Annotated in this window: 24 protein-coding genes; 10 read left to right on the forward strand and 14 right to left on the reverse strand. The window is 59.4% G+C overall.

The features are described 5' to 3' along the window. Positions 1 to 116 precede the first annotated feature (116 nt). The 5 genes from potG (at position 117) to rlmC (ending at position 4,774) form a co-directional block, all read left to right on the forward strand. Positions 117 to 1,250: a putrescine ABC transporter ATP-binding subunit PotG gene (gene potG, locus C1Y42_RS02475; RefSeq protein ID WP_021508380.1), complete on the forward strand. Its 1,134-nt coding sequence runs from the start codon at positions 117 to 119 to the stop codon at positions 1,248 to 1,250. Positions 1,251 to 1,259: 9 nt separating this feature from the next. After that, positions 1,260 to 2,216 (forward strand): putrescine ABC transporter permease PotH, encoded by a 957-nt coding sequence (gene potH, locus C1Y42_RS02480; RefSeq protein ID WP_104092755.1) that lies wholly within the window; start codon positions 1,260 to 1,262, stop codon positions 2,214 to 2,216. Next, the gene (gene potI / locus C1Y42_RS02485; RefSeq protein WP_104092756.1) at positions 2,213 to 3,058 is read left to right on the forward strand and encodes a putrescine ABC transporter permease PotI; all 846 of its coding nucleotides are present in this window, start codon (positions 2,213 to 2,215) and stop codon (positions 3,056 to 3,058) included. The genes potH and potI overlap by 4 nt, the downstream gene beginning before the upstream one ends. Before the next feature lie 66 nt (positions 3,059 to 3,124). Then, entirely contained in the window at positions 3,125 to 3,589 is a 465-nt protein-coding gene (locus C1Y42_RS02490; RefSeq protein WP_104092757.1) for a YbjO family protein, read from the forward strand. 48 nt (positions 3,590 to 3,637) lie between these two features. Next, the gene (gene rlmC, locus C1Y42_RS02495) at positions 3,638 to 4,774 is read left to right on the forward strand and encodes a 23S rRNA (uracil(747)-C(5))-methyltransferase RlmC (RefSeq protein WP_104092758.1); all 1,137 of its coding nucleotides are present in this window, start codon (positions 3,638 to 3,640) and stop codon (positions 4,772 to 4,774) included. A gap of 63 nt (positions 4,775 to 4,837) precedes the next feature. Here the strand turns inward: rlmC and C1Y42_RS02500 are convergent, their stop codons facing one another. The 6 genes from C1Y42_RS02500 to C1Y42_RS02525 all read right to left on the reverse strand — a co-directional run bounded on the left by C1Y42_RS02500 (position 4,838) and on the right by C1Y42_RS02525 (position 9,370). After that, positions 4,838 to 5,569, reverse strand: coding sequence for an arginine ABC transporter substrate-binding protein (locus C1Y42_RS02500; protein ID WP_104092759.1), 732 nt, complete (start codon positions 5,567 to 5,569; stop codon positions 4,838 to 4,840). A 154-nt stretch (positions 5,570 to 5,723) separates the two neighbouring features. After that, on the reverse strand, positions 5,724 to 6,392 hold the full coding sequence (gene artM / locus C1Y42_RS02505) for an arginine ABC transporter permease ArtM (RefSeq protein ID WP_104092760.1): 669 nt from the start codon (positions 6,390 to 6,392) through the stop codon (positions 5,724 to 5,726). A gap of 3 nt (positions 6,393 to 6,395) precedes the next feature. Continuing rightward, complete coding sequence (artQ, locus tag C1Y42_RS02510; protein WP_021508373.1) at positions 6,396 to 7,109, reverse strand: arginine ABC transporter permease ArtQ; 714 nt, start codon at positions 7,107 to 7,109, stop codon at positions 6,396 to 6,398. Positions 7,110 to 7,115: 6 nt separating this feature from the next. After that, the gene (gene artJ / locus C1Y42_RS02515) at positions 7,116 to 7,847 is read right to left on the reverse strand and encodes an arginine ABC transporter substrate-binding protein (protein WP_021508372.1); all 732 of its coding nucleotides are present in this window, start codon (positions 7,845 to 7,847) and stop codon (positions 7,116 to 7,118) included. Positions 7,848 to 7,862: 15 nt separating this feature from the next. Further along, positions 7,863 to 8,591 carry an arginine ABC transporter ATP-binding protein ArtP gene (artP, locus tag C1Y42_RS02520; RefSeq protein ID WP_058769534.1) on the reverse strand — a complete coding sequence of 243 codons (729 nt, stop codon included), beginning with the start codon at positions 8,589 to 8,591 and terminating at the stop codon, positions 7,863 to 7,865. A 239-nt stretch (positions 8,592 to 8,830) separates the two neighbouring features. After that, positions 8,831 to 9,370, reverse strand: a complete 540-nt coding sequence (locus tag C1Y42_RS02525; RefSeq protein WP_021508370.1) for a lipoprotein — start codon at positions 9,368 to 9,370, stop codon at positions 8,831 to 8,833. 108 nt (positions 9,371 to 9,478) lie between these two features. On the opposite strand from C1Y42_RS02525, the gene C1Y42_RS02530 reads away from it, so the two are divergent. Further along, positions 9,479 to 9,799, forward strand: coding sequence for a heavy metal-binding domain-containing protein (locus tag C1Y42_RS02530; RefSeq protein ID WP_058775359.1), 321 nt, complete (start codon positions 9,479 to 9,481; stop codon positions 9,797 to 9,799). Next, the gene (locus C1Y42_RS02535) at positions 9,799 to 10,623 is read left to right on the forward strand and encodes an N-acetylmuramoyl-L-alanine amidase (protein ID WP_104092761.1); all 825 of its coding nucleotides are present in this window, start codon (positions 9,799 to 9,801) and stop codon (positions 10,621 to 10,623) included. Before C1Y42_RS02530 ends, C1Y42_RS02535 begins: the two co-directional genes overlap by 1 nt. Before the next feature lie 15 nt (positions 10,624 to 10,638). Here the strand turns inward: C1Y42_RS02535 and ltaE are convergent, their stop codons facing one another. The 3 genes from ltaE to C1Y42_RS02550 form a co-directional block, all read right to left on the reverse strand. Next, entirely contained in the window at positions 10,639 to 11,640 is a 1,002-nt protein-coding gene (gene ltaE / locus C1Y42_RS02540) for a low-specificity L-threonine aldolase (RefSeq protein ID WP_021508367.1), read from the reverse strand. 69 nt (positions 11,641 to 11,709) lie between these two features. Next, complete coding sequence (gene poxB / locus C1Y42_RS02545; protein WP_021508366.1) at positions 11,710 to 13,431, reverse strand: ubiquinone-dependent pyruvate dehydrogenase; 1,722 nt, start codon at positions 13,429 to 13,431, stop codon at positions 11,710 to 11,712. Between the two features lie 109 nt (positions 13,432 to 13,540). Further along, the gene (locus C1Y42_RS02550; protein WP_104092762.1) at positions 13,541 to 14,440 is read right to left on the reverse strand and encodes a lysine exporter LysO family protein; all 900 of its coding nucleotides are present in this window, start codon (positions 14,438 to 14,440) and stop codon (positions 13,541 to 13,543) included. Between the two features lie 134 nt (positions 14,441 to 14,574). On the opposite strand from C1Y42_RS02550, the gene C1Y42_RS02555 reads away from it, so the two are divergent. Then, the gene (locus C1Y42_RS02555) at positions 14,575 to 16,215 is read left to right on the forward strand and encodes an ATP-dependent endonuclease (protein ID WP_104092763.1); all 1,641 of its coding nucleotides are present in this window, start codon (positions 14,575 to 14,577) and stop codon (positions 16,213 to 16,215) included. A gap of 90 nt (positions 16,216 to 16,305) precedes the next feature. Here the strand turns inward: C1Y42_RS02555 and cspD are convergent, their stop codons facing one another. After that, entirely contained in the window at positions 16,306 to 16,527 is a 222-nt protein-coding gene (gene cspD, locus C1Y42_RS02560; protein WP_058757774.1) for a cold shock-like protein CspD, read from the reverse strand. Between the two features lie 323 nt (positions 16,528 to 16,850). Here cspD and clpS point away from each other — a divergent pair, with 323 nt between their 5' ends. Next, positions 16,851 to 17,171 (forward strand): ATP-dependent Clp protease adapter ClpS, encoded by a 321-nt coding sequence (clpS, locus tag C1Y42_RS02565; protein ID WP_021508363.1) that lies wholly within the window; start codon positions 16,851 to 16,853, stop codon positions 17,169 to 17,171. Positions 17,172 to 17,226: 55 nt separating this feature from the next. Then, the gene (gene clpA / locus C1Y42_RS02570) at positions 17,227 to 19,506 is read left to right on the forward strand and encodes an ATP-dependent Clp protease ATP-binding subunit ClpA (RefSeq protein WP_021508362.1); all 2,280 of its coding nucleotides are present in this window, start codon (positions 17,227 to 17,229) and stop codon (positions 19,504 to 19,506) included. Between the two features lie 93 nt (positions 19,507 to 19,599). Here clpA and infA read toward each other — a convergent pair whose 3' ends face one another. The 4 genes from infA to cydD form a co-directional block, all read right to left on the reverse strand. Next, positions 19,600 to 19,818 carry a translation initiation factor IF-1 gene (gene infA / locus C1Y42_RS02575; protein WP_002211347.1) on the reverse strand — a complete coding sequence of 73 codons (219 nt, stop codon included), beginning with the start codon at positions 19,816 to 19,818 and terminating at the stop codon, positions 19,600 to 19,602. A gap of 346 nt (positions 19,819 to 20,164) precedes the next feature. Beyond that, positions 20,165 to 20,857 carry a leucyl/phenylalanyl-tRNA--protein transferase gene (gene aat / locus C1Y42_RS02580; RefSeq protein WP_058769537.1) on the reverse strand — a complete coding sequence of 231 codons (693 nt, stop codon included), beginning with the start codon at positions 20,855 to 20,857 and terminating at the stop codon, positions 20,165 to 20,167. Between the two features lie 32 nt (positions 20,858 to 20,889). After that, a complete protein-coding gene (gene cydC / locus C1Y42_RS02585; RefSeq protein WP_104092764.1) occupies positions 20,890 to 22,620 on the reverse strand; it encodes a cysteine/glutathione ABC transporter ATP-binding protein/permease CydC in 1,731 nt (576 codons plus the stop codon). Next, positions 22,620 to 24,392 carry a cysteine/glutathione ABC transporter permease/ATP-binding protein CydD gene (cydD, locus tag C1Y42_RS02590; protein WP_104092765.1) on the reverse strand — a complete coding sequence of 591 codons (1,773 nt, stop codon included), beginning with the start codon at positions 24,390 to 24,392 and terminating at the stop codon, positions 22,620 to 22,622. The genes cydC and cydD overlap by 1 nt, the downstream gene beginning before the upstream one ends. Between the last annotated feature and the right edge of the window lie 133 nt (positions 24,393 to 24,525).

A 24,525-nucleotide genomic window follows, 5' to 3' on the forward strand; every position in this document is an offset into this window, starting at 1 on the left:
GTTCTGAACGGATTCCCTTATCGGTAAACGACAACAGAGGCGCGGTGCTGGCCTCTGTTGTGTCATTTAGCGGCTGGCTGTGCCGCGCTATCCCGCTTAGCGCCGGAGACATGTGAGTGAACGACGCGATTCCCCGCCCCCAAAATAAAACGGCTAAGGCGTTAACGCCGCTGCTGGAAATCCGCAACCTGACGAAATCGTTTGACGGCCAGCACGCCGTGGATGATGTCAGCCTGACCATTTACAAAGGCGAAATTTTCGCACTGCTCGGCGCTTCCGGCTGTGGCAAGTCCACGCTGCTGCGGATGCTGGCCGGCTTTGAAATTCCCAGCAGTGGCCAGATTGTGCTGGACGGTCAGGATCTGTCCCACGTGCCGCCGTATCAGCGGCCCATTAATATGATGTTCCAGTCGTACGCGCTGTTTCCGCACATGACGGTGGAACAGAACATCGCTTTTGGCCTGAAGCAGGACAAACTGCCGAAAGGCGAAATCAGCAGCCGCGTGGCAGAGATGCTGGCGCTGGTGCATATGGAAGAGTACGCCAAACGTAAGCCGCACCAGCTTTCTGGCGGCCAGCGTCAGCGCGTGGCGCTGGCGCGGAGCCTGGCGAAACGTCCCAAGCTGCTGCTGCTCGACGAACCGATGGGCGCGCTGGATAAAAAACTGCGTGACCGCATGCAGCACGAAGTGGTGGATATTCTGGAGCGCGTAGGCGCTACCTGCGTGATGGTGACCCACGATCAGGAAGAAGCCATGACCATGGCGGGCCGCATCGCCATCATGAACCGCGGTAAATTTGTGCAGATCGGCGAGCCGGAAGAGATTTACGAGCACCCGACCAGCCGCTACAGCGCCGAGTTTATCGGCTCGGTGAATGTGTTTGATGGCCTGCTGCGCGAACGCCGCGACGAAGGCGTGGTGATCGACAGTCCGGGACTGATGCATCCGCTCAAGGTGCAGACCGATGTGTCGATTGTGGACAATGTGCCGGTGCACGTGGCGCTGCGGCCGGAAAAAGTCATGCTGTGCGACGAGGTGCCGGCCGACGGCTGCAACTTTGCCGTCGGCGAAGTGGTGCACATCGCCTATCTCGGCGATCTGTCGATTTACCACGTACGGCTGCGCAGCGGCCAGATGATCAGCGCCCAGCTGCAGAATGCGCATCGCTACCGTAAAGGCGCGCCCACCTGGGGCGATGAAGTGCGCCTGTGCTGGGATGCCGACAGCTGTGTGGTCCTGACGGTTTAAGGAGGCGCTATGAGCCAGATTTCTCAACGCAGCGAGCCGGAGGTAGCGGGCACACCGCTGCAGCGCTGGGTCACACGCATGAAAATGCAGCACGGTCGCAAGCTGGTGATCGCGCTGCCTTATCTGTGGCTAATCCTGCTGTTTATGCTGCCGTTCCTCATCGTGCTGAAAATCAGTTTCGCCGATATTGCGCGCGCCATTCCGCCGTACACCGATTTGGTGACCTGGGCGGACGACCAGCTCAACCTGGTGCTCAATCTGGGCAACTACCTGACGCTGACCGACGACCCGCTGTACGCCGAAGCTTATCTCACCTCGCTGAAGGTGGCGGCGATCTCAACGGTGATCTGTCTGCTGATCGGTTATCCGCTGGCGTGGGCGGTGGCGCACAGCAAGCCCTCCATGCGCACCATCCTGCTGCTGCTGGTGATCCTGCCGTCGTGGACCTCGTTCCTGGTACGCGTCTATGCGTGGATGGGACTGCTGAACAACAACGGGATCCTCAACCGCTTCCTGATGTGGCTTGGCGTGATCGATCATCCGCTGATCATCCTGTACACCAACACGGCGGTGTATATCGGTATCGTTTACTGCTACCTGCCGTTTATGGTGCTGCCGATCTACACCGCGCTGACGCGCATTGATTATTCGCTGGTGGAAGCGTCGCTCGACCTCGGCGCGCGGCCGCTGAAAACCTTCTTCAGCGTCATCGTGCCGCTGACCAAAGGCGGCATTATTGCTGGTTCAATGCTGGTATTTATCCCGGCGGTGGGCGAGTACGTGATCCCGGAACTGCTCGGCGGACCGGACAGCATCATGATTGGGCGCATTTTGTGGCAGGAGTTCTTCAACAACCGCGACTGGCCGGTAGCTTCGGCGCTGGCGGTGATCATCCTGCTGATCCTGATTCTGCCTATCGTCTGGTTCCACAAACATCAAAACCGTGAAATGGGGGAGAAGGGATGAATCAGCTACCGGTAATCCGCTCTCCGTGGCGCACCGCGATTCTGGCGCTGTGCTTCCTGTTCCTGTACGCGCCGATGCTGCTGCTGGTGGTTTACTCCTTCAACAGCTCGCAGCTGGTGACGGTATGGGAGAGCTTCTCGTTTCACTGGTATCGCGTGCTGTTCCTGGATGATGCGATGCTGGATGCGGTTGGCCTGAGCCTGACCATCGCGGCGCTGTCGGCCACCATGGCAGTGGTGCTCGGCACCATGGCGGCGGTGATTATCGTGCGCTTCGGGCGTTTTCGCGGCCACAGCGGCTTTGCTTTCATGCTCACCGCGCCGCTGGTGATGCCCGACGTGATCACCGGTCTGTCGCTGCTGCTGCTGTTCGTGGCGATGGGCAATACCTTTGGCTGGCCGGGCGATCGCGGCATGCTGACCATCTGGCTGGCGCACGTCACGTTCTGTACCGCCTACGTGGCGGTGGTGATCAACTCGCGGCTGCGCGAGCTGGATCGCTCAATTGAAGAAGCGGCGATGGACCTCGGCGCTACGCCGCTGAAGGTGTTCTTCGTGATTACCGTGCCGATGATTGCCCCGGCGATCATTACCGGCTGGCTGCTGGCGTTTACTCTGTCGCTGGACGACCTGGTGATCGCCAGCTTCGTCACCGGGCCGGGCGCTACCACGCTGCCGATGGCGATCTTTGCCACGGTGCGCCGCGGCGTCAATCCGGAGATCAACGCGCTGGCCTCGCTGATTCTGTTTGTGGTCGGGCTGGTCGGCTTTATTGCCTGGCGCTTTATGGCGCACGAAGAAAAACAGCGATTGCGCGATATTCAGAAAGCAAAACGTGGCTGAGTGACGCAACATTTGCCAATATAAGCAAGGCTGACTCTGTCAGCCTTTTCTTATGGAGCGCGCGCAATGTCGGAAACGTTGAAAAACCTGGTGTTAACCTCCACGCCCGTGCCGGTGACCATTGCCGGCAGCGCCATTATCGCCACGCGCTGTATCAGCGTGCTGATGCTGGCCAATGAGCTGGGCTATGACGAAATCGCCAATTTCGTGCACCGCAGCGCGCAGGCGTGGGACTCCACGCTAATTTTTATCGCCAGCCAGCTGATTTTCCTGTTTGAACTGCGCTGTGCCTTTACCCTGATGCGCGGCAGTAATGCCGGGCGCTGGGGCTACGTGGTCACACAAATCGTGGTGCTGCTGTACATGCTGATGGCGTCGGTGGGCTGGATCTATCCGGAGATTTTCAGCATTCCCGGCGAGAATAACGCGCAGATTATCCACCACACGCTGCTGCAGAAACTGCCGGATGTGCTGGTGCTGCTGCTGCTGTTTGTGCCGGCCAGCAGTCGCGCATTTTTCCGCGGCCGGTGATACAATCGGCCCCCGTTTTTGCTCCCGATTCTCAATACAGGCCTTTCCATGCATTGCGCGCTTTATCAGGCCGGTCGCTGTCGCTCATGTCAGTGGCTGGAAAAACCCTATCCGCAACAGCTGAGCGACAAGCAGACACAACTGACGCAGCTGCTGGACGGCATGCCGGTCGCCGACTGGCGGCCGCCGATCACCTCGGCGCAGCAGGGGTTTCGCAATAAAGCCAAGATGGTGGTGAGCGGCAGCGTGGAAAAACCGCTGTTCGGCATGGTGGCGCGTGACGGCGAGCCGGTGGATCTCTGCGCCTGTCCGCTCTATCCCGCCAGCTTCGCGGCGGTATTCGACGTGCTGAAACCCTTTATCGCCCGTGCCGGTCTGACGCCGTACAACGTGGCGCGCAAACGCGGCGAGCTGAAGTTTTTGCTGCTGACGGAGAGTACCCAGGGCGGCATGATGCTGCGTTTTGTCCTGCGCTCGCACAGCAAACTGGCGCAGCTGCGCGCCGCGCTGCCGTGGCTGCAACAGCAGCTGCCGCAGCTGCAGGTGATCTCCGCCAATATTCAGCCGGTGCACATGGCGATACTGGAGGGCGAGGAGGAGATGGCGCTGACGCCTGAGCAGGCGCTGCCGGAACGCTTCAACCACGTGCCGCTGTATATCCGTCCGCAAAGTTTCTTCCAGACTAACCCGCAGGTGGCGGCTGAGCTGTACGCAACGGCACGCGACTGGGTGGCGGAGCTGCCGGTGCACAGCATGTGGGATCTGTTCTGTGGCGTTGGCGGCTTTGGCCTGCACTGCGCCACGCCGCAGATGCAGCTGACCGGCATTGAAATCAGTGCGGAAGCCATCGCCTGCGCGCAGCAGTCGGCGCAGCAGCTGGGGTTAGAGCAGGTGAGTTTTGCCGCGCTGGATTCCACGCAGTTTGCCACCGGGCATACGAGCGTGCCGCAGCTGGTGCTGGTCAATCCGCCACGTCGCGGTATTGGTGCAGAACTGTGCGCCTGGCTGAGCCGCATGGCGCCGGACTACATCCTGTATTCCAGCTGCAATCCCGCCAGCATGGCGCAGGATATTGCCCGCCTGGCCGACTATGATATCAGCCGCGTGCAGCTGTTCGATATGTTCCCGCACACCGCACATTTCGAGGTGCTGACGTTACTGCGTCGTAAGGGTGGAATCGCGTAGCGCCCGGCTGCGCTGAGGACGTGCAGAACCTGGCAGGCCCGGCGCCACGCAACTCCATAATGCTTATTCCGGGAACCACTTCTGATTGATCTGCTGCCAGCGACCGTTGGCTTTCAACGCCGCCAGCGCGCTATTCAGCTGTTGCAGCAGCGCGCTGTTGCCCTTGCGCACCGCAATGCCGAGCCCGGTGCCGAAGTAGTCGCTGTCGGTAATATGCTCGCCGACCGCGCTCAAATCCGCATTGGCCTTCAGCCACTGATTGACGACTGCGCTGTCACCAAATACGCCGTTGAGCCGGCCATTTTTCAGGTCGAGGATCGCGTTCTGGTAGCTGTCGTAGGCCACCGCAATTACTTCCGGATGCTTCTCCAGCAGGTATTTTTGATGGGTGGTGCCGTTTTCCACGCCGATGCGTTTGCCTTTCAGCTGGCTAAAGTCGCTATATTCACCTTTATGGGCGATGACAATCGCCGAATTGGCGTAGTAGGGCTGGGTGAAATCGACCTGCTTACTGCGCTCGGCGGTGATATCCATACCGGAAATGACCGCGTCATAGCGACGGAATTTCAGCGAAGGAATCAGGCTATCAAAGGCATTGTTGGTGAAAGTGCACTCGGCCTGCATCTGCTGACACAGCGCTTTAGCGAGGTCGATATCAAAACCGACAATCTGGTTATTCTGATCGAGTGATTCGAACGGGGGATAGGTGGCTGAGGCAGCAAAACGAATTTTCTCTGCCGCATAAGCATTCATTGCCAGCGTTGCCATCACTGCCGCAACAATCCATTTTTTCATTATAAGGCTCCTGTAAACCATGCCAGAGGCGAAACGATTTACACGATGCCAGTTAATGCATTTGTATGCAATAAATATGATTAAAAATTTATTTAGCTGCGATCAAATACAGTGAGGAAGGGCGCGGCGCTTTCCTTCGCGCCGCGTCACACGATCAGTTGCGGCGCTCAAACGCCAGCGCGCGCTTCTCGACCAGGCGCATCAGCAGCGTCAGTAGGCCGTTAACCACCAGATAAATCAGACCGGCGGCAGCATACACGGTGACGTCATAGGTGCGGCCATACAGCAGCTGGCCGTGGCCCATCACTTCCATCAGCGTAATGGTATAGGCCAGCGAAGTACTCTTGAACACCAGCACCACTTCGTTGGAGTAAGAGGAGAGGGCGCGCTTAAACGCGTACGGCAGCAGAATACGCAGCGTATCGCGGCGGCGCATGCCCAGCGCGGCGCAGGAGTGCCACTGCCCGGCCGGAATGGCGCGCACCGCGCCGTAGAACAGCTGTGTGGTGTAGGCTGCGCTATTAAGCGACAGCGCCAGCATGGCACACAGCCACGGCTGCGACAGTAAATGCCAGAGCCACGGCACGTTCTGAATGCTGGGGAACTGGCCGGGACCGTAATAGATGAGGAAAATCTGCACCAGCAGCGGCGTGCCGGTAAACAGGGTGATATAGCCTTTGACCAGCCAGTTGAGCAGCGGCAGCTTCAGCGCCAGCACAATGGTGCACAGCAGCGCCAGCAGCAGCGCGGCGACCAGCGAGGCGGCCGTCAGCGTCAGGCTGGTATGCAGGCCTTTCAGTAGCTCAGGTAAATACGCCAGCATGCGTCAGGCCCCCCGCTCGAAACGCGTGGTACGTGATTCAATACGGCGCAGCACCGCCTGACTGAATAGCGTAATCACTAAATAGATCGCGGCAGCCACCAGATACCAGGTAAACGGCTCCTGGGTGCGCGTCGCAATGCTTTTGGTCTGCAGCATGAGATCGTTGACGCTAATCAGCGACACCAGCGCCGTATCCTTGAGCAGCACCAGCCACTGATTGCCGAGTCCGGGCAGCGCATGGCGCCACATCTGCGGCATAATCAGGCGGAAGAAAATCGCTGACTTTTTCATGCCCAGCGCCTGGCCTGATTCCCACTGGCCGGACGGCACCGCTTTCAGCGCACCGCGCAGCGTCTGAGAGGCGTAAGCCGAATAGAGCATCGCCAGCGCAATCACGCCACACAGGAACGGGCTGACATCAAAGTTCTCAATCTGCATCTGCACCGGCAGGGTGAACAGGCCCAGATTGAGCTGGAAGCCGTCCGACAGCGTCAGCAGCAGCTGCGAGGCACCGAAATAGATAAACAGCACCACCAGAATTTCCGGCAGGCCGCGAATCAGCGTCACCAGCCCGGTACCGATCCACGCCAGCGGTTTCCAGCGCAGAGATTCCCAGCCAGCAAAAATCATCGCCAGCGCGAGGCCGGCGATCAGGGCACAAACGGCAAGGCCGACGGTCATGCCGGCGGCGCTTGCGAGTGGAATCATTTCATTCATCAGAAATTACTGCTGAAACCATTTGTTGTAGATGGTTTTGTAGGTGCCGTCGGCTTTGATCTTATCCAGCGCGCCGTTGAACTTCTGCTGCAGTTCGCTGTTGCCCTGACGCACGGCGATGCCGAGGCCGGTGCCGAAGTAGGCTTTGTCGGTCACTTTCTCACCCAGCGCGGCGAGGTTGGCGTTCTGCTTCAGCCACTCGTTAACCACGGCGGTATCCCCGAACACTGCATCAATACGGCCATTCTTCAGATCGAGCACCGCATTCTGGTAGCTGTCGTAAGGCACGATGGTGATGTCGCTGTGCTTGTCAGAGAGGTATTTCTGGTGCGTGGTGCCGTTCTGCACGCCCACACGCTTGCCTTTCAGCGCCGCAACGTCCGCCAGCTTGCCTTTCTGCGCGATGAAGGTCGCAGAGTTGTCGTAGTAAGGTTTGGTGAACAGCACCTGCTTTTCACGCTCTGGCGTGATATCCATGCCAGCCATCACCGCGTCAAAACGGCGGAATTTCAGGCTGGGGATCAGGCTGTCGAAGGCCTGGTTGGTAAAGGTGCAGGTCGCATCGATCTCTTTGCACAGCGCATTGGCCAGATCGACATCAAAGCCCTGGATTTTGTTGTCGGAGTCGACAAATTCAAACGGCGGATAAGACGCCTCGGTCGCGAAACGCAGGGTCTGCGCGGCAGAAGCGCTCAGGCTCAGGCTGGCAAGCAGTGCAGCAAGTACAACTTTTTTCATTAGAAGCATCCTGACTTAGTGCGAAAGATAATGAGCAAACGCGTCGGTTTGCGGCTGTGTAAAGTGGCTGGCATCGCCCTGTTCAATGATGCGACCGTTCTCCATGTAGACCACCTGGCTGGCGGTTTTGCGCGCCACCTCGACTTCGTGGGTGACAATCACCTGCGTGATCTGCGTCTGCGCCAGCTCACGAATGATGCTGACGATCTGCGCCGTGATCTCCGGGTCGAGCGCGGCGGTCGGTTCATCAAACAGCAACACCTGCGGCTCCATCATCAGCGCGCGCGCAATTGCCACGCGCTGTTGCTGGCCACCGGAAAGGTGCAGGGGAAAACGATCGGCGTACGGCGTCAGGCGCAGGCGTTCAAGCAGTTTATCGGCGCGCGCGCGTGCCGCATCTTTGCTGAGCCCGAGCACACGACAGGGTGCTTCAATCAGGTTCTGCATCACGCTGAGATGCGGCCACAGGTTGTACTGCTGGAACACCATGCCGACATTCTGGCGCAGTTCGCGAATCGCGTTGTCGGACGGCGTCTGGCTAAAATCGAAGTGGTTGCCGGCAATCTGCAGGCTACCGGAACGCGGCAGCTCCAGCAGGTTGAGCACGCGCAGGAGTGAACTTTTACCCGCGCCACTCGGGCCGAGCAACACCAGCGTTTCGCCCTGCGGGCATGCCAGGTTGATATCGAACAGCGCCTGATGGGCACCGTAAAAACAGTTGATGGCGTTTAGTTGAATACTCATGCGCAAAAAATGAATAGCAATTAGTGTCGCAAATCTTAACGTCACCAGAATAGTTATGCAATTGAGGTGGGTTAAAATTTATTAAAGAGCAATTAAACAGCAAAAGCGTAGCACAAAATCGGGCAGGGCAGCGGGGAAAGGGGCTGACGGGTGAGCGTCGGCTATTGCGCGGAAGCTTAGCGGCGCCGCAATGGTGCGGCGCGCTAATGGTTGCGGCTGAGTGCGGAAAAAATGCGCGACTATTTTTTCTCTTCCAGCAGCTGGCTGAGCGAGCCGCCACCGGCGTGTGGCCAGTCGCCGACGTAGCGCACATCATCCACCACCCAGCAGGTGCCTTCGTGGATCATCAGCACCTCATCGCGCCAGCTTTTATCGCCGCGGCTCAGCGTCACGCGCAGCGGGATGTTACGCGCGTCGCGGTTAGGAATGCTGGAGGCGCTGGCTACGTCAGCGGCAGTGGGTCCCTGTGCCAGGCTGGAGAACAGATCGCCCTGGCGCCACGCTGCCGGTGGGTTGCTCTGGCTGCTGGCATGCAGCAGTTTCTGATACAGGTTGTCGCTCAGGTACGGGCGATATTTTGCCAGCGTGGTGCTGTCCGGCAATCCCTGGGTTGGCTGGCTGACACGTAAATCGTAGAACTGCTGCGCCACGCTGTCCGGACCGCCGTCAACGCAGGGGGCGGTACGCGGCCCGTTGTCCTTGATCACCGGCTCAACGGTGGTACAGGCACTCAGCAGCAATGCAGCGGGAACAAGCAGCGCAAAGGCTTTGTTTCTCATCTCGATTTCCTTATTGTTCACTGGCAAAGCGCCATTTTTAGCATAGAGTATAGCCGTGCTTTTACGCCGTACGAGCTATCGCCTCATGAATCACCACAGGAGAGAACGATGAAATTTTCGACCACGCCAACCCTGGAAGGGCACAGCATCACTGAATATTGCGGCGTTGTGACCGGCGAAGCGATTCTCGGTGCCAACATTTTCCGCGACTTCTTTGCCGGCATCCGCGATATCGTCGGCGGCCGCTCCGGTGCTTATGAGAAAGAGCTGCGCAAAGCGCGGCAGATCGCCTTCGAAGAGCTGGAAGAACAGGCGAAAGCCATGGGCGCCAATGCAGTGGTTGGCATTGATATTGACTACGAAACCGTGGGCAAAGACAGCAGCATGCTGATGGTGAGCGTTACCGGTACTGCGGTGATCGTGCGCTAATGCGCGCGGTGTTACTGCTGGCGATGGCGCTGCTGCTCAGCGCCTGCCAGTCGACGCTGGAAGCGCGCAACGGCTATTGGGTCGATAGCGCGCACCCGGCCCAGGGGGCCAGACCGCGCATCAAAGTGGTGGTAATCCACTACACGGCGGAGGACTTCCCCTCGTCGCTGGCGACCCTGACGGACCGCAACGTCAGCGCGCACTATCTGATTCCGCAGCAGCCGCCGCAGAAAAACGGCGCCGGGGTGATCTGGCAGCTGGTGCCTGAAAACCAGCTGGCGTGGCATGCCGGACCGAGCTTCTGGCGCGGCGCAACGCGCATTAATGACACCTCGATTGGCATCGAAATCGTCAATGACGGCTATCGCCGCACGCTGACCGGCCGGCAGTGGCAGCCGTTCACCGCTGCGCAAATCACGGCCCTGACCGCGCTGGTGCGCGATATCAGCCAGCGTTACGGCATCAGTCCGGAAAATATTGTCGGGCACAGTGATATCGCGCCGCAGCGCAAGCAGGATCCCGGTCCGCTGTTTCCGTGGCAACAGCTGGCCCGGCAGGGGCTGGGAGCGTGGCCGGATGCCGCCACGGTGCAGCGCTATCTGGCTAACCAGCCGCCGGATGCGCCGGTGGAGTATGCAGCGCTACTGACTGCGCTGCAGCGCTATGGTTATGACGTTGCCGCTGCGCCAACGCCACAGATGCAGCGCAAACTGATTGCGGCGTTTCAGATGCATTTCCGCCCGCGTGATTACCGTGGCGAAGCCGATGCCGAGACGCTGGCCATCGCCCGTGCGCTGCTGGCGAAATACGGCGCGGCACAGTAGCCGCGCGTAGCGGCGTTACGGCTGGAGAAAGGCCTGCCAGCGCGCCACCAGCTGCTGTAATTGCTGGCGGCTGACATCCAGATGGGTGACGATGCGGGTCTGCGGACCTACGCTGAGCAGCACGTCGCCCGCCTGCATCCAGCGCTGTAGCGGTGCGACCTGCTCCGCCGGCACTTTCACGAACAGCATGTTAGTGTGCTGGCTCACCACTTCCACACCAATAGCGCTGAGCTGTGCGCCGAGCCACGCGGCGTTGTCATGATCCTCCTGCAGACGCGCCACGTTGTGCTGCAGCGCGTAGAGACCGGCAGCCGCCAGAATGCCGGCCTGGCGCATGCCGCCGCCGGTCATTTTGCGCCAGCGCCGCGCCTGCTCGATATAAGCTTCATCACCACACAGCAGGGAGCCGACCGGTGTACCCAGTCCTTTCGACAGGCAGATGGTCAGGCTATCGCAGTAGCGGGCGATATCGATCAGCTGCACACCCTGCGCCACCACGGCATTAAAGATGCGCGCGCCGTCAATGTGCAGCGCCAGCTGGCGCTCGCGGGTAAATTGCCACGCCTGTTCAAGGTAGCTCAGCGGCAGCACTTTGCCGTGATGGGTATTTTCCAGGCTCAGCAGGCGGGTGCGGGCAAAATGCATGTCGTCCGGCTTGATGGCGGCCGCCACGTCGTGCAGCGGCAGCGTGCCGTCGGCAGCCGCGAGGATCGGCTGCGGCTGGATGCTGCCGAGCACCGCGGCACCGCCAGCCTCATATTTGTAGTTATGCGCCTGCTGGCCGACGATGTACTCATCGCCGCGCTGGCAGTGGCACAGCAGCGCCACCAGGTTGGCCTGGGTGCCGGTAGGGAAGAACAGCGCAGCCGCTTTACCGCTCAGGCGCGCCGCTTCAGCCTCCAGCGCATTGACGGTGGGATCATCGCGATAGACATCATCGCCGGTTTCGGCCGCCATCATCGCATCCAGCATCGCGGCACTCGGGCGGGTCACGGTATCACTGCGTAAATCGATCACGTTGCTCTCCTGACATAAAAAAGCGGGCTAAGCGCCCGCATGATGATTAATCCGGCAAGTCTCTTCGTTTTACCGCAGCCAGTTGGTTTTCGCCAGCTCGACGATTTCATCACCGCGACCATTCAGGATCGCGCGCAGCATGTACAGGCTGAAACCTTTAGCCTGCTCGGCTTTGATTTGCGGTGGCATCGACAACTCTTCCTTGGCGGTGATCACGTCTACCAGCACCGGACCGTCATGGGCGAACGCCTGTTGCAGCGCGCCATCCAGCTCCGAGGCTTTTTCCACGCGGATCCCTTTGATGCCGCAGGCGGTGGCGATGGCGGCGAAGTCCGGGTTCTCCAGATCGGTGCCGTCGGTGAGATAGCCACCGGCTTTCATCTCCATTGCCACAAAGCCCAGCACGCTGTTATTGAAGATCACCAGCTTCACCGGCAGCTTAAGCTGCGCCAGCGAGATGAAATCCCCCATCAGCATGCTGAAGCCGCCATCGCCGCACAGCGCAACCACCTGACGCTGTTTATCAATGGCCTGTGCGCCAAGCGCCTGCGGCATGGCGTTGGCCATCGAACCGTGGTTAAACGAGCCGAGCAGACGGCGCTTGCCGTTCATTTTCAGATAGCGCGCTGCCCACACCGTTGGCGTGCCGACATCACAGGTAAAGATAGCGTCATCGGCCGCATAGTGGCTGATCTGCTGGGCCAGATACTGCGGGTGAATCGCCTGCTTATCGTTGGCGGTCGCCAGATCGTCCAGCCCTTTGCGCGCATCCGCGTAGTGCTCCAGTGCGCGATCGAGGTGATGACGGTCGCTGTGGCTGGTGAGCTGCGGCTGCAGCGCCTGTAGCGTGGCTTTGATGTCGCCCACCAGCGCCATGTCGACGTGACTGTGCGCGCCGAGGCTGGCCGGATTGATATCAATCTGAATAATGCGCGCGTCCGCCGGGTAGAACGGGCGATAAGGGAACTGGGTGCCGAGCAGCACCAGCGTGTCGGCGTTCATCATGGCGTGATAGCCGGATGAGAAGCCGATCAGCCCGGTCATGCCGACATCATACGGGTTGTCGTACTCGAGGTGCTCTTTGCCGCGCATGGCGTGCACCACCGGTGCTTTCAGCGTTTCGGCCAGCTTTACCACTTCCGCATGGGCACCGGCGCAACCGCTGCCGCACATCAGGGTGATATTTTTCGCTTCATTGAGCGTCTCTGCGAGGCGCGTCAGTTCACTGACCGACGGCACCACCTGCGGCAGCTGCGGCGGATACCATTCGCTGCGCGCATTCTCCGGCGCCGCCTGCAGCGCCACGTCACCCGGCAGCACAATCACCGACACGCCGCGATTGAGGATGGCTTTACGCATCGCGATGCCGAGCACCTGCGGCAGCTGTTCCGGATTGGAGACCAGCTCGCAGTAATGGCTGCACTCGCGGAATAACTCCTGCGGATGGGTTTCCTGAAAATAGCCGCTGCCGATTTCGCTGGAAGGAATGTGCGCGGCAATCGCCAGCACCGGAACATGGTTGCGATGGCAGTCAAACAGGCCGTTGATCAGATGCAGGTTGCCAGGGCCGCAGGAGCCGGCGCACACCGCCAGCTCACCGCTGATTTGTGCTTCCGCCCCGGCGGCAAAAGCGGCCACTTCTTCATGGCGCGTTGGCATCCATTCAATGGTGCCCATGCGGTTGAGGCTGTCGTTCAGTCCGTTGAGGGAGTCACCGGTTACGCCCCAGATGCGTTTTACGCCGGCGCTCTCCAGCGTTTTGGCCAGCAGGGCCGCCACAGTTTGCTTCATCGTTCGCTCCTTTCTGATGTTGGCCATCCAGTCGGATGGCAAAAAACGTGTCAGAGAGAAAGCGTAGACGAAGCCGCAGCGCAGCGGGCGTGAAAAAATGCGCTGCGCGTCAGGCGGAAAACAGGGCGATGAGGATCGGCGCCAGCAGGTTCATGATAAAACCGTGCACGATGGCCGCAGGCACAATCTCCATTCCGCCGGCACGCTGCAGAATCGGCAGGGTGAAGTCCATCGACGTGGCACCGCTCAGCCCGAGTGCCATACTGCGGTAGCGGTTGACCAGCACCGGAATCAGCAGCACCGCAGCCAGCTCGCGCAGCAGATCGTTAAAGAAGGCGGCGCTGCCGATCACCGGGCCGTACGCTTCGGTCATCAGAATGCCGGACAGTGAATACCAGCCGAAGCCGCTGGCCAGCGCCAGTCCGGTTGACAGCGAAACGCCGAGCAGCCACGCCGCCAGCACGCCGCCGCCCAGCGAGCCGCACAAGGATACCAGCGCTACCGTCATGCCGCGCCGGTTCAGGGTGATCTGGCGCAGCGTCATGCCGCTGCCGCGCAGCTGCACGCCCACCAGGAACAGCAGCACCACCAGCGCGATCTCGCTGAGGGTGGAGGCATTACGCAGCGGCGCCCATTGGGTTAATCCCAGCAGGAAACCGGCCAGCACCGCCACACACAGCTTGAGTGACTCCAGCACCATGTGCCAGCGCGACGGCAGATTCTGCTGGCGATGCTGCTGCCGCCACGGCCAGCGGCGATCCAGCAGCCACAGCGCCAGCAGCGAGCAGCTCAGGATGGCGCCCGCGGCAATCAGCGCGGTTTTAAACACGATCAGCAAATTGGTGCCGAGATTGTCGAGAAAGGCGAGGCTGGTACCCATAAAAAACAGAATGGCGTAAATCAGCAAACTCAGCAGGCGGTTAACGCGCTGCAACAGTGCAGGCTGATGCCACGGCAGCAAATAGCCCACCATCAGCGGCACCAGAATGATAAGCAGTCCGGTATACATGAAAAATGACGTCCTTTTTTGCGAGACGCCACGCTAATGGAAAACGCCTGAAGTGTAAACCTTTTCTCCCGCTGCCGACTTGACCAACGCAGCGCGGCGGACCATGCTCTGGCAAAGCACGGAGGGACTGCGCGATGATTCTGGAACATATCGATATACACGGCTTTCGCGGCATTAACCGGTTGTCGCTGCCGCTGACCGACACCAACCTGCTGATTGGGGAAAACGCGTGGGGTAAATCCAGTTTGCTGGATGCGCTAACGCTGCTGCTGGCACCGGCCGCTGAGCCCTATATGTTCACCGAACAGGACTTCCATTTTCCGCCCGGTGAGGTGGAAGCACGCCTACATAAGTTGCAGCTGGTGTTTCGCTTTCGCGCGCAGGGCGATGAGCATGAAGCGCTGTTTGCGCCGTTCTGGCAGCAGGATGACGCGGGGCGCTATCTGCGCTTCAGTACGCTGGCGACGCGCCAGGGCAGCGAAGTCAAAACCTGCTGGCGCTTTATTGACGCGCGTGGCGAAGTGCTGCCGCTGGCGGGCACCGACGCCGCGCTGGCGCAGTTGCGCGCGTACTATCCGGTGCTGCGCCTGCGTGATGCGCGCTTTGGCCGGCGATCGCGCCATAACGACAACGACACCCAGCGGCGCGCTGATACGCTGAGCGCGCTGGCGCAGGAGATGCATAGCCTGACGCGCGATCTGGTGGCGCGGCCACAAACCCTGAGCGACGAGCTGTTGCGCCAGGGATTGCATACCATGCAGCAGCTGATGGCGCACTATTTTCTGGTACAGCAACCGGACACGGGCGCCGCGCGGGTTGCGCCGGAGCTGCGTGACGGCAGTCAGGGCTGGCGTTCGCTCGATCAGCTCAATCAGCTGATCGCCGGTACCGAATCACGCAGTCGCCAGGTGATTCTGTTACGCATGTTCTCGCTCCTGCTGCAGGCGCACGGCAGCGATGCGCTGCCCGCAGGCGCGCGCCCCTTACTGCTGGTGGAGGATCCGGAAACGCGGCTGCATCCCATCATGCTGTCGGTGGCGTGGAATCTGCTGGCGCTGATGCCGCTGCAAAAAATCGCCACCACTAACTCCGGTGAGCTGCTGTCACAGGTGGCGCTGGAGCAAATCTGCCGACTGGTGCGCGAACCCGATCGCGTGGCGGCGTGGCGTATCGGGCCGGAGGGATTAAGTGCCGAAGAGGCGCGCCGTATCGGCTTTCATATCCGCGTCAACCGTCCGTCGGCGCTGTTTGCCCGCTGCTGGTTGCTGGTAGAGGGTGAAACCGAAGTGTGGATCATCAATGAGCTGGCGCGGCAGCGCGGCTACCATTTTGCCGCGGAAGGCGTGAAAGTAATTGAGTTTGCGCAGTCCGGGCTTAAGCCGCTGCTGAAATATGCGCGCCGCATGGGCATTGCCTGGCACGTGCTGACTGACGGCGACGAGGCCGGGAAAAAATATGCCGCCACTGCGCGCAGCCAGCTACAGCCGCATGAGCAGGAGAGCGACCATCTCACGCAGTTCCCGGCGCCCGACATCGAACACTTCCTTTATAAGCATGGCTTTAGTGATGTCTATCACCAGATGGCGCACCTGCCGTTAAACGTGCCGATGAACGCGCGGCGTATTATTACCAAAGCCATTCATCATAGCTCGAAGCCGGAACTGGCGATTGCGGTGGCGATGGCAGCGGCCGAACGCGGGCCGCAGGCGATTCCGCCGTTGCTCGATCAGCTGTTTGGCCGCGTCATGTGGCTGGCGCGCGGTCGGGCAGAGTAACACTGACGCGGGACGTCAAAGAAAAATGCCAGCGTCTGTGGCTGGCATTTTTTTTCGGGAGTGGTCAGAATGAGAGCAGACGCGCGCCCGTCAGGAGAGTGACGATGCTTCACAGGGCACAATCAGACTGGCATGGTTGCCTTTCGGCCCTTCATGGACATCGAACTGAACGTGCTGGCCCGCTTTCAGCGTTCTGTATCCCTCCATCTGAATCGTGGAGTAGTGTGCGAAGATATCGTCGCCGCCGCCAATCGGACAGATAAAGCCGAAGCCTTTGGCGTTGTTGAACCATTTAACAGTACCCGTCTCCATGCTTTTACTTCCCTCGCAAGACATTTTGATAAGTAGGTGAGGTCATTGAAGCTGTGAGTCGAGTTTGTTTAAAACTCAATCAGCTTGTGTAAGTAGAATGTAGAGAAACGGACCTTATCGTCAAGCAAACGGCCCTGGCGCACGGGGAGAAATTCATCAAAATTTGAGGCAGTTAACGCTATTGCAAATTTTGTGATACAGGTCGCGCATGCGCTTTCGGGACCGATTTTTGCCACAGGAAAAGCGGCTTGACAGGCGTGTTAAACTTGAGGTGAGAGCACAGAAATGTGCGCTACCGTAACGCAGAATTTCAACGGAACATTATGGCAAACACAAACGACTGGCTTAACTTTGAACATCTGGCCGAAGACAAAGTACGCGAAGGGTTAAAGCCGCCTTCAATGTATAAAGTCATTCTGAATAATGACGATTATACACCTATGGAATTTGTTATTGACGTTCTGCAAAAGTTCTTTTCTTATGATGTTGAACGTGCAACGCAACTGATGCTGAAAGTTCACTACCATGGAAAGGCAATCTGTGGTGTATTCACTGCAGAAGTGGCGGAGACCAAAGTCGCCCAGGTGAACAATTACGCGCGGGAAAATCAACATCCGTTGCTGTGTACGCTGGAAAAAGCCTGAAGCTGTCTCCATATAGGATTCAGTCCGTCAGAGCGATAATTGGGGGAGGTGCCAAATGCTCAATCAAGAACTGGAACTCAGTTTAAACATGGCTTTCGCCAGAGCGCGCGAGCACCGTCACGAGTTTATGACCGTCGAACATCTGTTGCTGGCGCTGCTCAGCAACCCGTCGGCCAGAGAGGCACTGGAAGCCTGTACGGTGGATATTGCGGCTCTGCGTCAGGAACTCGAAGCCTTCATCGAACAAACCACGCCGGTGCTGCCTGCCAGCGAAGAGGAGCGCGACACTCAGCCGACGCTCAGCTTCCAGCGTGTGCTGCAGCGTGCGGTCTTCCATGTCCAGTCATCCGGTCGCAGTGAAGTTTCCGGTGCGAACGTGCTGGTCGCCATTTTCAGCGAGCAGGAGTCGCAAGCGGCTTACCTGCTGCGCAAACACGAAGTGAGCCGCCTTGATGTGGTGAACTTCATCTCCCATGGTACGCGTAAAGACGAACCGGGCCAGCCGCAGAACAGCGCGGAAAATCCGGTTAACGAAGAGCAAGCAGGCGGGGAGGAACGTATGGAAAACTTCACCACCAATCTTAATCAGCTTGCTCGCGTCGGCGGAATTGACCCGCTGATCGGCCGCGATAAAGAGCTGGAACGGGCCATTCAGGTGCTGTGCCGTCGTCGCAAGAATAACCCGCTGCTGGTGGGCGAATCGGGCGTCGGTAAAACCGCGATTGCGGAAGGGCTCGCCTGGCGCATTGTGCAGGGCGACGTGCCGGAAGTGATGAAAGAGTGCACCATCTACTCGCTGGATATCGGTTCGCTGCTGGCCGGTACCAAATACCGCGGTGATTTTGAAAAACGTTTTAAAGCGCTGCTGAAACAACTGGAACAGGATAACAACAGCATTCTGTTCATCGACGAGATCCACACCATTATCGGTGCCGGTGCGGCATCGGGCGGCCAGGTGGATGCGGCGAACCTGATCAAGCCGCTGCTTTCCAGCGGTAAAATCCGCGTGATGGGTTCCACGACCTATCAGGAGTTCAGCAATATCTTTGAGAAGGATCGTGCGCTGGCGCGCCGTTTCCAGAAAATTGATATTACTGAGCCATCGGTTGAAGAGACGGTACAAATTCTTAACGGGCTGAAGCCGAAGTACGAAGCGCATCACGATGTGCGCTACACCGCCAAAGCGGTACGTGCGGCGGTTGAGCTGGCGGTGAAATACATCAATGACCGTCATCTGCCGGACAAGGCGATTGACGTGATCGATGAAGCCGGCGCGCGTGCGCGTCTGGTTCCGGTCAGCAAGCGCAAGAAAACCGTCAACGTATCAGACATCGAATCCGTGGTGGCGCGCATCGCGCGTATTCCGGAGCAGAGCGTTTCGGCCACCGATCGCGATACGCTGAAAAATCTCGGCGACCGTCTGAAAATGCTGGTGTTTGGTCAGGACAACGCGATTGAAGCGCTGACTGAAGCCATCAAGATGAGCCGCGCGGGTCTGGGTCAGGAGCGTAAGCCAGTCGGATCGTTCCTGTTTGCGGGTCCGACCGGGGTCGGTAAAACCGAGGTCACCGTGCAGCTGGCGAAGGCGCTGGGCATTGAGCTGCTGCGCTTTGATATGTCCGAGTATATGGAGCGTCACACCGTCAGTCGTTTGATTGGTGCGCCTCCGGGCTACGTCGGCTTTGATCAGGGCGGTCTGCTGACTGATGCCGTCATCAAGCATCCGCACGCGGTGGTGCTGCTGGATGAGATCGAGAAAGCCCATCCGGATGTCTTCAACCTGCTACTGCAGGTGATGGACAACGGAATGCTGACCGATAACAACGGCCGCAAAGCTGACTTCCGCAACGTGGTGCTGGTGATGACCACCAACGCCGGGGTGCGCGAGACCGAGCGTAAATCTATCGGCCTGATTCAGCAGGACAACAGCACCGACGCGATGGAAGAGATCAAAAAGATCTTTACGCCGGAGTTCCGTAACCGTCTCGACAACATTATCTGGTTCCGTCACCTCGATACTCAGGTGATCCATCAGGTGGTGGATAAATTTATTGTTGAGCTGCAGGCACAGCTGGATGCGAAAGGTGTGTCGCTGGAAGTCAGCGATGATGCGCGCGACTGGCTGGCCGAAAAAGGTTACGACAAAGCGATGGGCGCGCGTCCGATGGCGCGTACCGTGCAGGAAAACCTGAAGAAACCGCTGGCTAACGAGCTGCTGTTTGGCTCGCTGGTAGATGGCGGATCGGTGTCGGTTGGACTGGATAAAGAGAAAAACCAGCTCACCTACCACTTCATGAGTGCGGAAAAACGCAAAACCGAGGGCACCGTGCATTAAGCGGGTGCGCAGATAAGAAAAAGGCCGGATTAAAATCCGGCCTTTTTTTTCGCGCTTAGTTTACATCAGCAAACGCGAGGCGAGTGCAACAACTTAGCGACTACGGAAGACAATGCGGCCTTTGCTCAGGTCGTACGGGGTCAACTCGACAGTCACTTTGTCGCCCGTCAGGATGCGGATGTAGTTTTTACGCATTTTACCGGAGATATGAGCGGTAACCACGTGCCCGTTTTCAAGCTCTACGCGGAACATGGTGTTAGGTAACGTATCCAGTACGGTACCTTGCATTTCAATATTGTCTTCTTTGGCCATCGAATCCTCTGGGTGAACTACCAAACTGTTGAACCGGCAAGATAATGCCGAATTCCATGATTTATGTAAAGAAACGTTGGTTGTTTTTGCCAACGCTTCGCCGTGCGTCGCGCCGCTGCGCGTGCATTACGGATAAATTCGGGTGTTTTTGACGTCTGCGGGGGATTAGCGGGCTAAGAATCTGCAGCAATCGGCATCGGGTGCGCAACTGAAACAGCTTCGGGAACAGGGTGAGATTCCCAGCCTGGCAATTCCGGCTCGCCACAGCGAAGCGCGGACGACATACCAAACTTGCTTATTGTATCACTTTTGTCGGGAATTGTGTGCAAAACATCTGCGGGGTCGGTCAAAAAAGGGTTTGTGTTTGCCAGCAGCCGGTCTGCACCGGTTGCCACGCCAGCGTTTGCACGTATTGCAGATAGTCGACACGCGGAATTTCAACTGCGCCCAGCGAGGCGGTATGCGGATTCAGCACCTGACAATCGATCAGCCGTCCCTGATGCGCAATAAAGTGCTGTGAGAAAACCCACAGCGCGGTTTTAGAGGCATTTTCCGCCCGGCTAAACATCGACTCGCCGCAAAAAATCTGTCCGAGCGCCAGGCCATACATGCCGCCAACCAGGCGTTGATCCTGCCAGACCTCAATTGAGTGCGCATGACCCAGCTCATACAGGCGAAGCCAGGCGCGTTTCACTTCAAAGGTGATCCAGGTGCCTTCCTGACGCCCGCTGGCGCAACCTTCCACCACCTGAGCAAAGGCGTGATTCATGGTGACGCGATAGGGCGAACGGCGATGGAAGCGCGCCATGCTGCGGCTGAGATGAAACGACTCCGGCAGCAGGACCGCGCGTGGATCTGGCGACCACCATAAAATTGGATCGCCGGGCGAAAACCACGGAAAAATACCGCGCTGATAGGCATTCATCAGGCGGGCAGGGGAGAGATCGCCGCCCATGGCCAGCAGGCCGTTTGGTTCACGCAGCGCCATCTCCGGCGGCGGGAAATTGAGCGAATCCCGGGAAAGTTGTACCAGTCTCATGGCGTCGGTCACCCTCAGGCTAAACGCATAGACTATAGCGCAAAGCGCTGCTGGAAACGCCAGTAGCGTCCAGCTTTTGAGATTAATTCGTCATGGCTGCCGGATTCGATAATCTGCCCACCGTCAAGCACACAGATGCGATCCATTTTTTCCAGTCCGCTCAGGCGATGCGTCACCATGATCAGCGTTTTTCCCTGGCTAACCTGCTGTAGCAACGTGAGAATCTGCTGCTCGGTCGCGGCATCCAGACCTTCGGTCGGCTCATCCAGCAGCCACAGGTCGCCATCGTGCAGCAGCGCACGGGCAATCGCCAGCCGGCGCAGTTCACCGCCGGACAGCGGTCGGCCGCCTTCTCCCATCCACGCATTCAGCCCTTCACTTTGCTGCGCCAGATGCGCCAGCCCAACCCGCTGCAATACGTCAATCAGCTGTGCATCGCTGGCCTGTGGTGCTGCCAGTAGCAGATTAGCGCGCAGCGTCTGGCTGAAAAGATGGACGCGCTGCGTGACAACGCTGATGCGCTGACGCAGGCTGGCTTCGTCCCACGCCGTCAGATCAATCCCGTTCAGGCGAATCGTGCCGCGCTGCGCTTCCCAGCCGCGCGTGATCAGCGCCAGCAGGCTGGATTTCCCGCAGCCGGTCGGGCCCAGCAGCGCCAGATGTTCACCGGCTGCTAACGTCAGGGAGAAATTGTGCAGCACCGCTTCTGGCCGCTGCGGATAGCTGAAATCGATCTGTTCCAGCGTCAGGCTGAGGCCGCGCGGCGTCGCAACCGGTTGTGTCGGGAAGTGAATGGCTGGCGGTTGATCGATGATCTCCTGCACGCGCTGCGCCGCGTGCGTCACCTGCGCCAGTGGCAGAAATGCGCCGGCCACCGGTGTCAGCGCTTCAAACGCGGCCAGCGCGCAAAACACAAACAGGGCAATCAGTGCACCCGGTGTGCTATTGGTGCCGACGCCGCTGGCGGCCAGCCACAGCAGCAGCGTAACGGTACTGCCGGCGATCAACGTAAGCAGGCTCTGCGCCACCGCCTGCAGCCGGTGTTGCTGCTGCTGCGCCTGTTGCCACGCACGTTCTTCCTGATCCAGCCGCTGTCGCCACAGCGCCGCCGCGCCGTAAATCTGCAGCTCGGCCAGTCCGCTGAGCCAGTGCGTCAGTTGCAGGCGCCAGCGAGCCTGGTAACGGGCAATCTGCGCGCCGGTGCGCGCGCCGAGTCGCCAGAAAAGCGGCGGCATCAGCAGCAGCGTCAGCAACATGATCGCCCCAAGCAGCAGCGCCAGTCGCATATCGAGTAGCGCCAGGCCACAGGTCACCACCACAATCACCACCGCCGCACCCAGCAGTGGAGAAATAACGCGTAAATAGAGATGGTCGAGGGTATCAACATCGCTGACAAATCGGTTCAGCAGTTCGCCGTGACGAAAGCGCGCCAGCTGCGCCGGTGCCAGCGCCATCAGCCGGCTGAAGGTAAAGACGCGCAGATGCTGCAGCACGCGGAAAGTGGCGTCGTGGCTCACCAGCCGTTCAAAATAGCGCGCGGCGGTGCGGGTGATTGCCGCGCCACGCACACCAGCTGCGGGCAGCATGTAATTGAAGCTGTACAAGCCGGCGACGCCAGCCAGCGAAGAGGCAGCAAGAAACCAGCCGGACAGCGTCAGCAAGCCGATGCTGGCGAGCAGCGTGACAATCGCCAGCACCACGCCAAGACCTAAACGCCACGGATGGCGGCGATACAGGCGCAGGAAAGGCAGTAACGTGCGCATCAGGCAATCTCCTTCTGACGATGCTGCGCCAGCTCGCGCAGCGGGCCGGCTTCAGCGATCAGCTGTTGCCAGTGGCCCTGCTGCACCAGTTGTCCGGCCTGCATCACCCACACCTCATCCCATTGGTCGAGGGCGTGCAGCTGATGGGTAATCATTAACGTAGTTTGCTGCTGTGCGGCCTGCTGTAGCGCGCCCATCACGTGCTGCTCGCTCTGGCTGTCGAGCCCGGAGCCCGGTTCGTCCAGCAGCAGCAGGCGGGCCGGTTTCAGCAGCGCCCGCGCAACGGCGATGCGCTGTGCCTGCCCAACGGACAGGCCGATGCCGCCATCGCCAACTGGCGTATCCAGCCCCTGCGGCAGACGCGACAAAAATTCGCTGACGCCAGCGCGCTGCAGCACGGCGGTCAGCGTGGCCTCTTCCACCGGCGTGTCAGTAAGCTGGAGATTGTCACGCAGCGTCGCCGCCGGCAGCTGCGGATTTTGTCCTACCCAGGCCAGCTGCTGCTGCCAGCTGCTGCGGCTGATGTCGCGCAGTTCCTGGCCGTTAATGCACAGTGAACCCTGGTAGGGCAGAAAACCGAGCAGGACATTCATCAGCGCACTTTTTCCGGCCCCGCTTTGACCGACCAGCGCCACGCGCTGACCGGGAGCAAGGCTGAAATTCAGCGGTTGTGACAGCGCCTCGCCGGTGGCGGTCATGATCACCAGATCCTGCGCCCGGAGGGAGAGTGGCGCGTCAGCATCCAGCGTTTGTGTGGCCGCCTGCGGCGCGCGCTGGGGCGTTTCGCGCAGGAAGGTATCCAGCGCGTCTGCGCCGCCCACCGCCTGCGCTTTGGCATGGTAAAAGGTGCCGAGATCGCGCAGCGGCTGGAAAAATTCGGGGGCAAGAATCAGCGCGAGGAAACCGGCAAACAGCGTCACGCCGGTGCCGTAATGGCCAAAATTGAGTTCACCCAGGTACGAGAAGCCGAAATAGACCGCGACCACGGCAATCGCCAGCGAGGCGAAAAACTCCAGCACCGCAGAGGAGAGAAAGGCGAGGCGCAGCACTTCCATGGTGCGCTGACGAAAATCCTGCGTAGTGGCGGCAATCGCCTGCTGCTCAGCATCCGCGCGGTGAAACAGGCGCAGCGTTTCGCGTCCGCGCAGCCGGTCATAGAAATCGCCGCTCAGACGCGCCAGCGCAAGAAAATTACGCCGATTGGCATCGGCCGCTCCCATGCCGACCAGCGCCATAAACAGCGGAATCAGCGGCGCGGTCGCCAGCAGAATCAGTCCGGCGGCCCAGTTAATCGGGAAAATGGCGATCAGGATGGCGCAGGGCACAAAAACCGCCAGCGACATCTGCGGCAGATAGCGCGCGTAATACTCCTGCATCTCTTCAATTTGTTCCAGCAGCAGCGTCGCCCAGCTCCCGGCCGGTTTGCCCTGAATCCAGGCCGGACCGAGCGCGTTCAGCCGGTCCAGCACCTGTTGCCGCAGCGCACGGCGAATCGCCACGCCGGCCCTGAAGCCGGCCATCTCACGACCGTAGTGCAGCGCGGCGCGCAGTGCGAAGCACAGCAGTAGTAACAGGAAATCACTCACCAGTTCAGCGCGGGGTTGCTGTTCCACCAGCAGTTTTTGCAGCAGGGAGGCCAGTAGCCAGGCCTGGGCGATGAGAATTAACGCCGCAGCAAAACCTGCCAGCGAGGCCAGTCGCAGGCTGCGTGCGCCATGATGACGTTGCTGGCGTAACCAGCGCAGCAGTTCGTGTTGCCGTGATTTGTTCATGCGAAGCCGTTTGATCACCGTGACGAGAGGCAAAATCCGACGCTAAATGCCGGACAGACGGGTGGCAGAACTGTAGCACGCAGGCGATAAAAAAGGCGACCAAAAGTGGCCGCCTCAGTGCAATTATGATCAG

Origin of the sequence: Pantoea sp. ICBG 985 (assembly GCF_002928365.1) — a bacterium.
Classification (GTDB): domain Bacteria; phylum Pseudomonadota; class Gammaproteobacteria; order Enterobacterales; family Enterobacteriaceae; genus Pantoea; species Pantoea dispersa.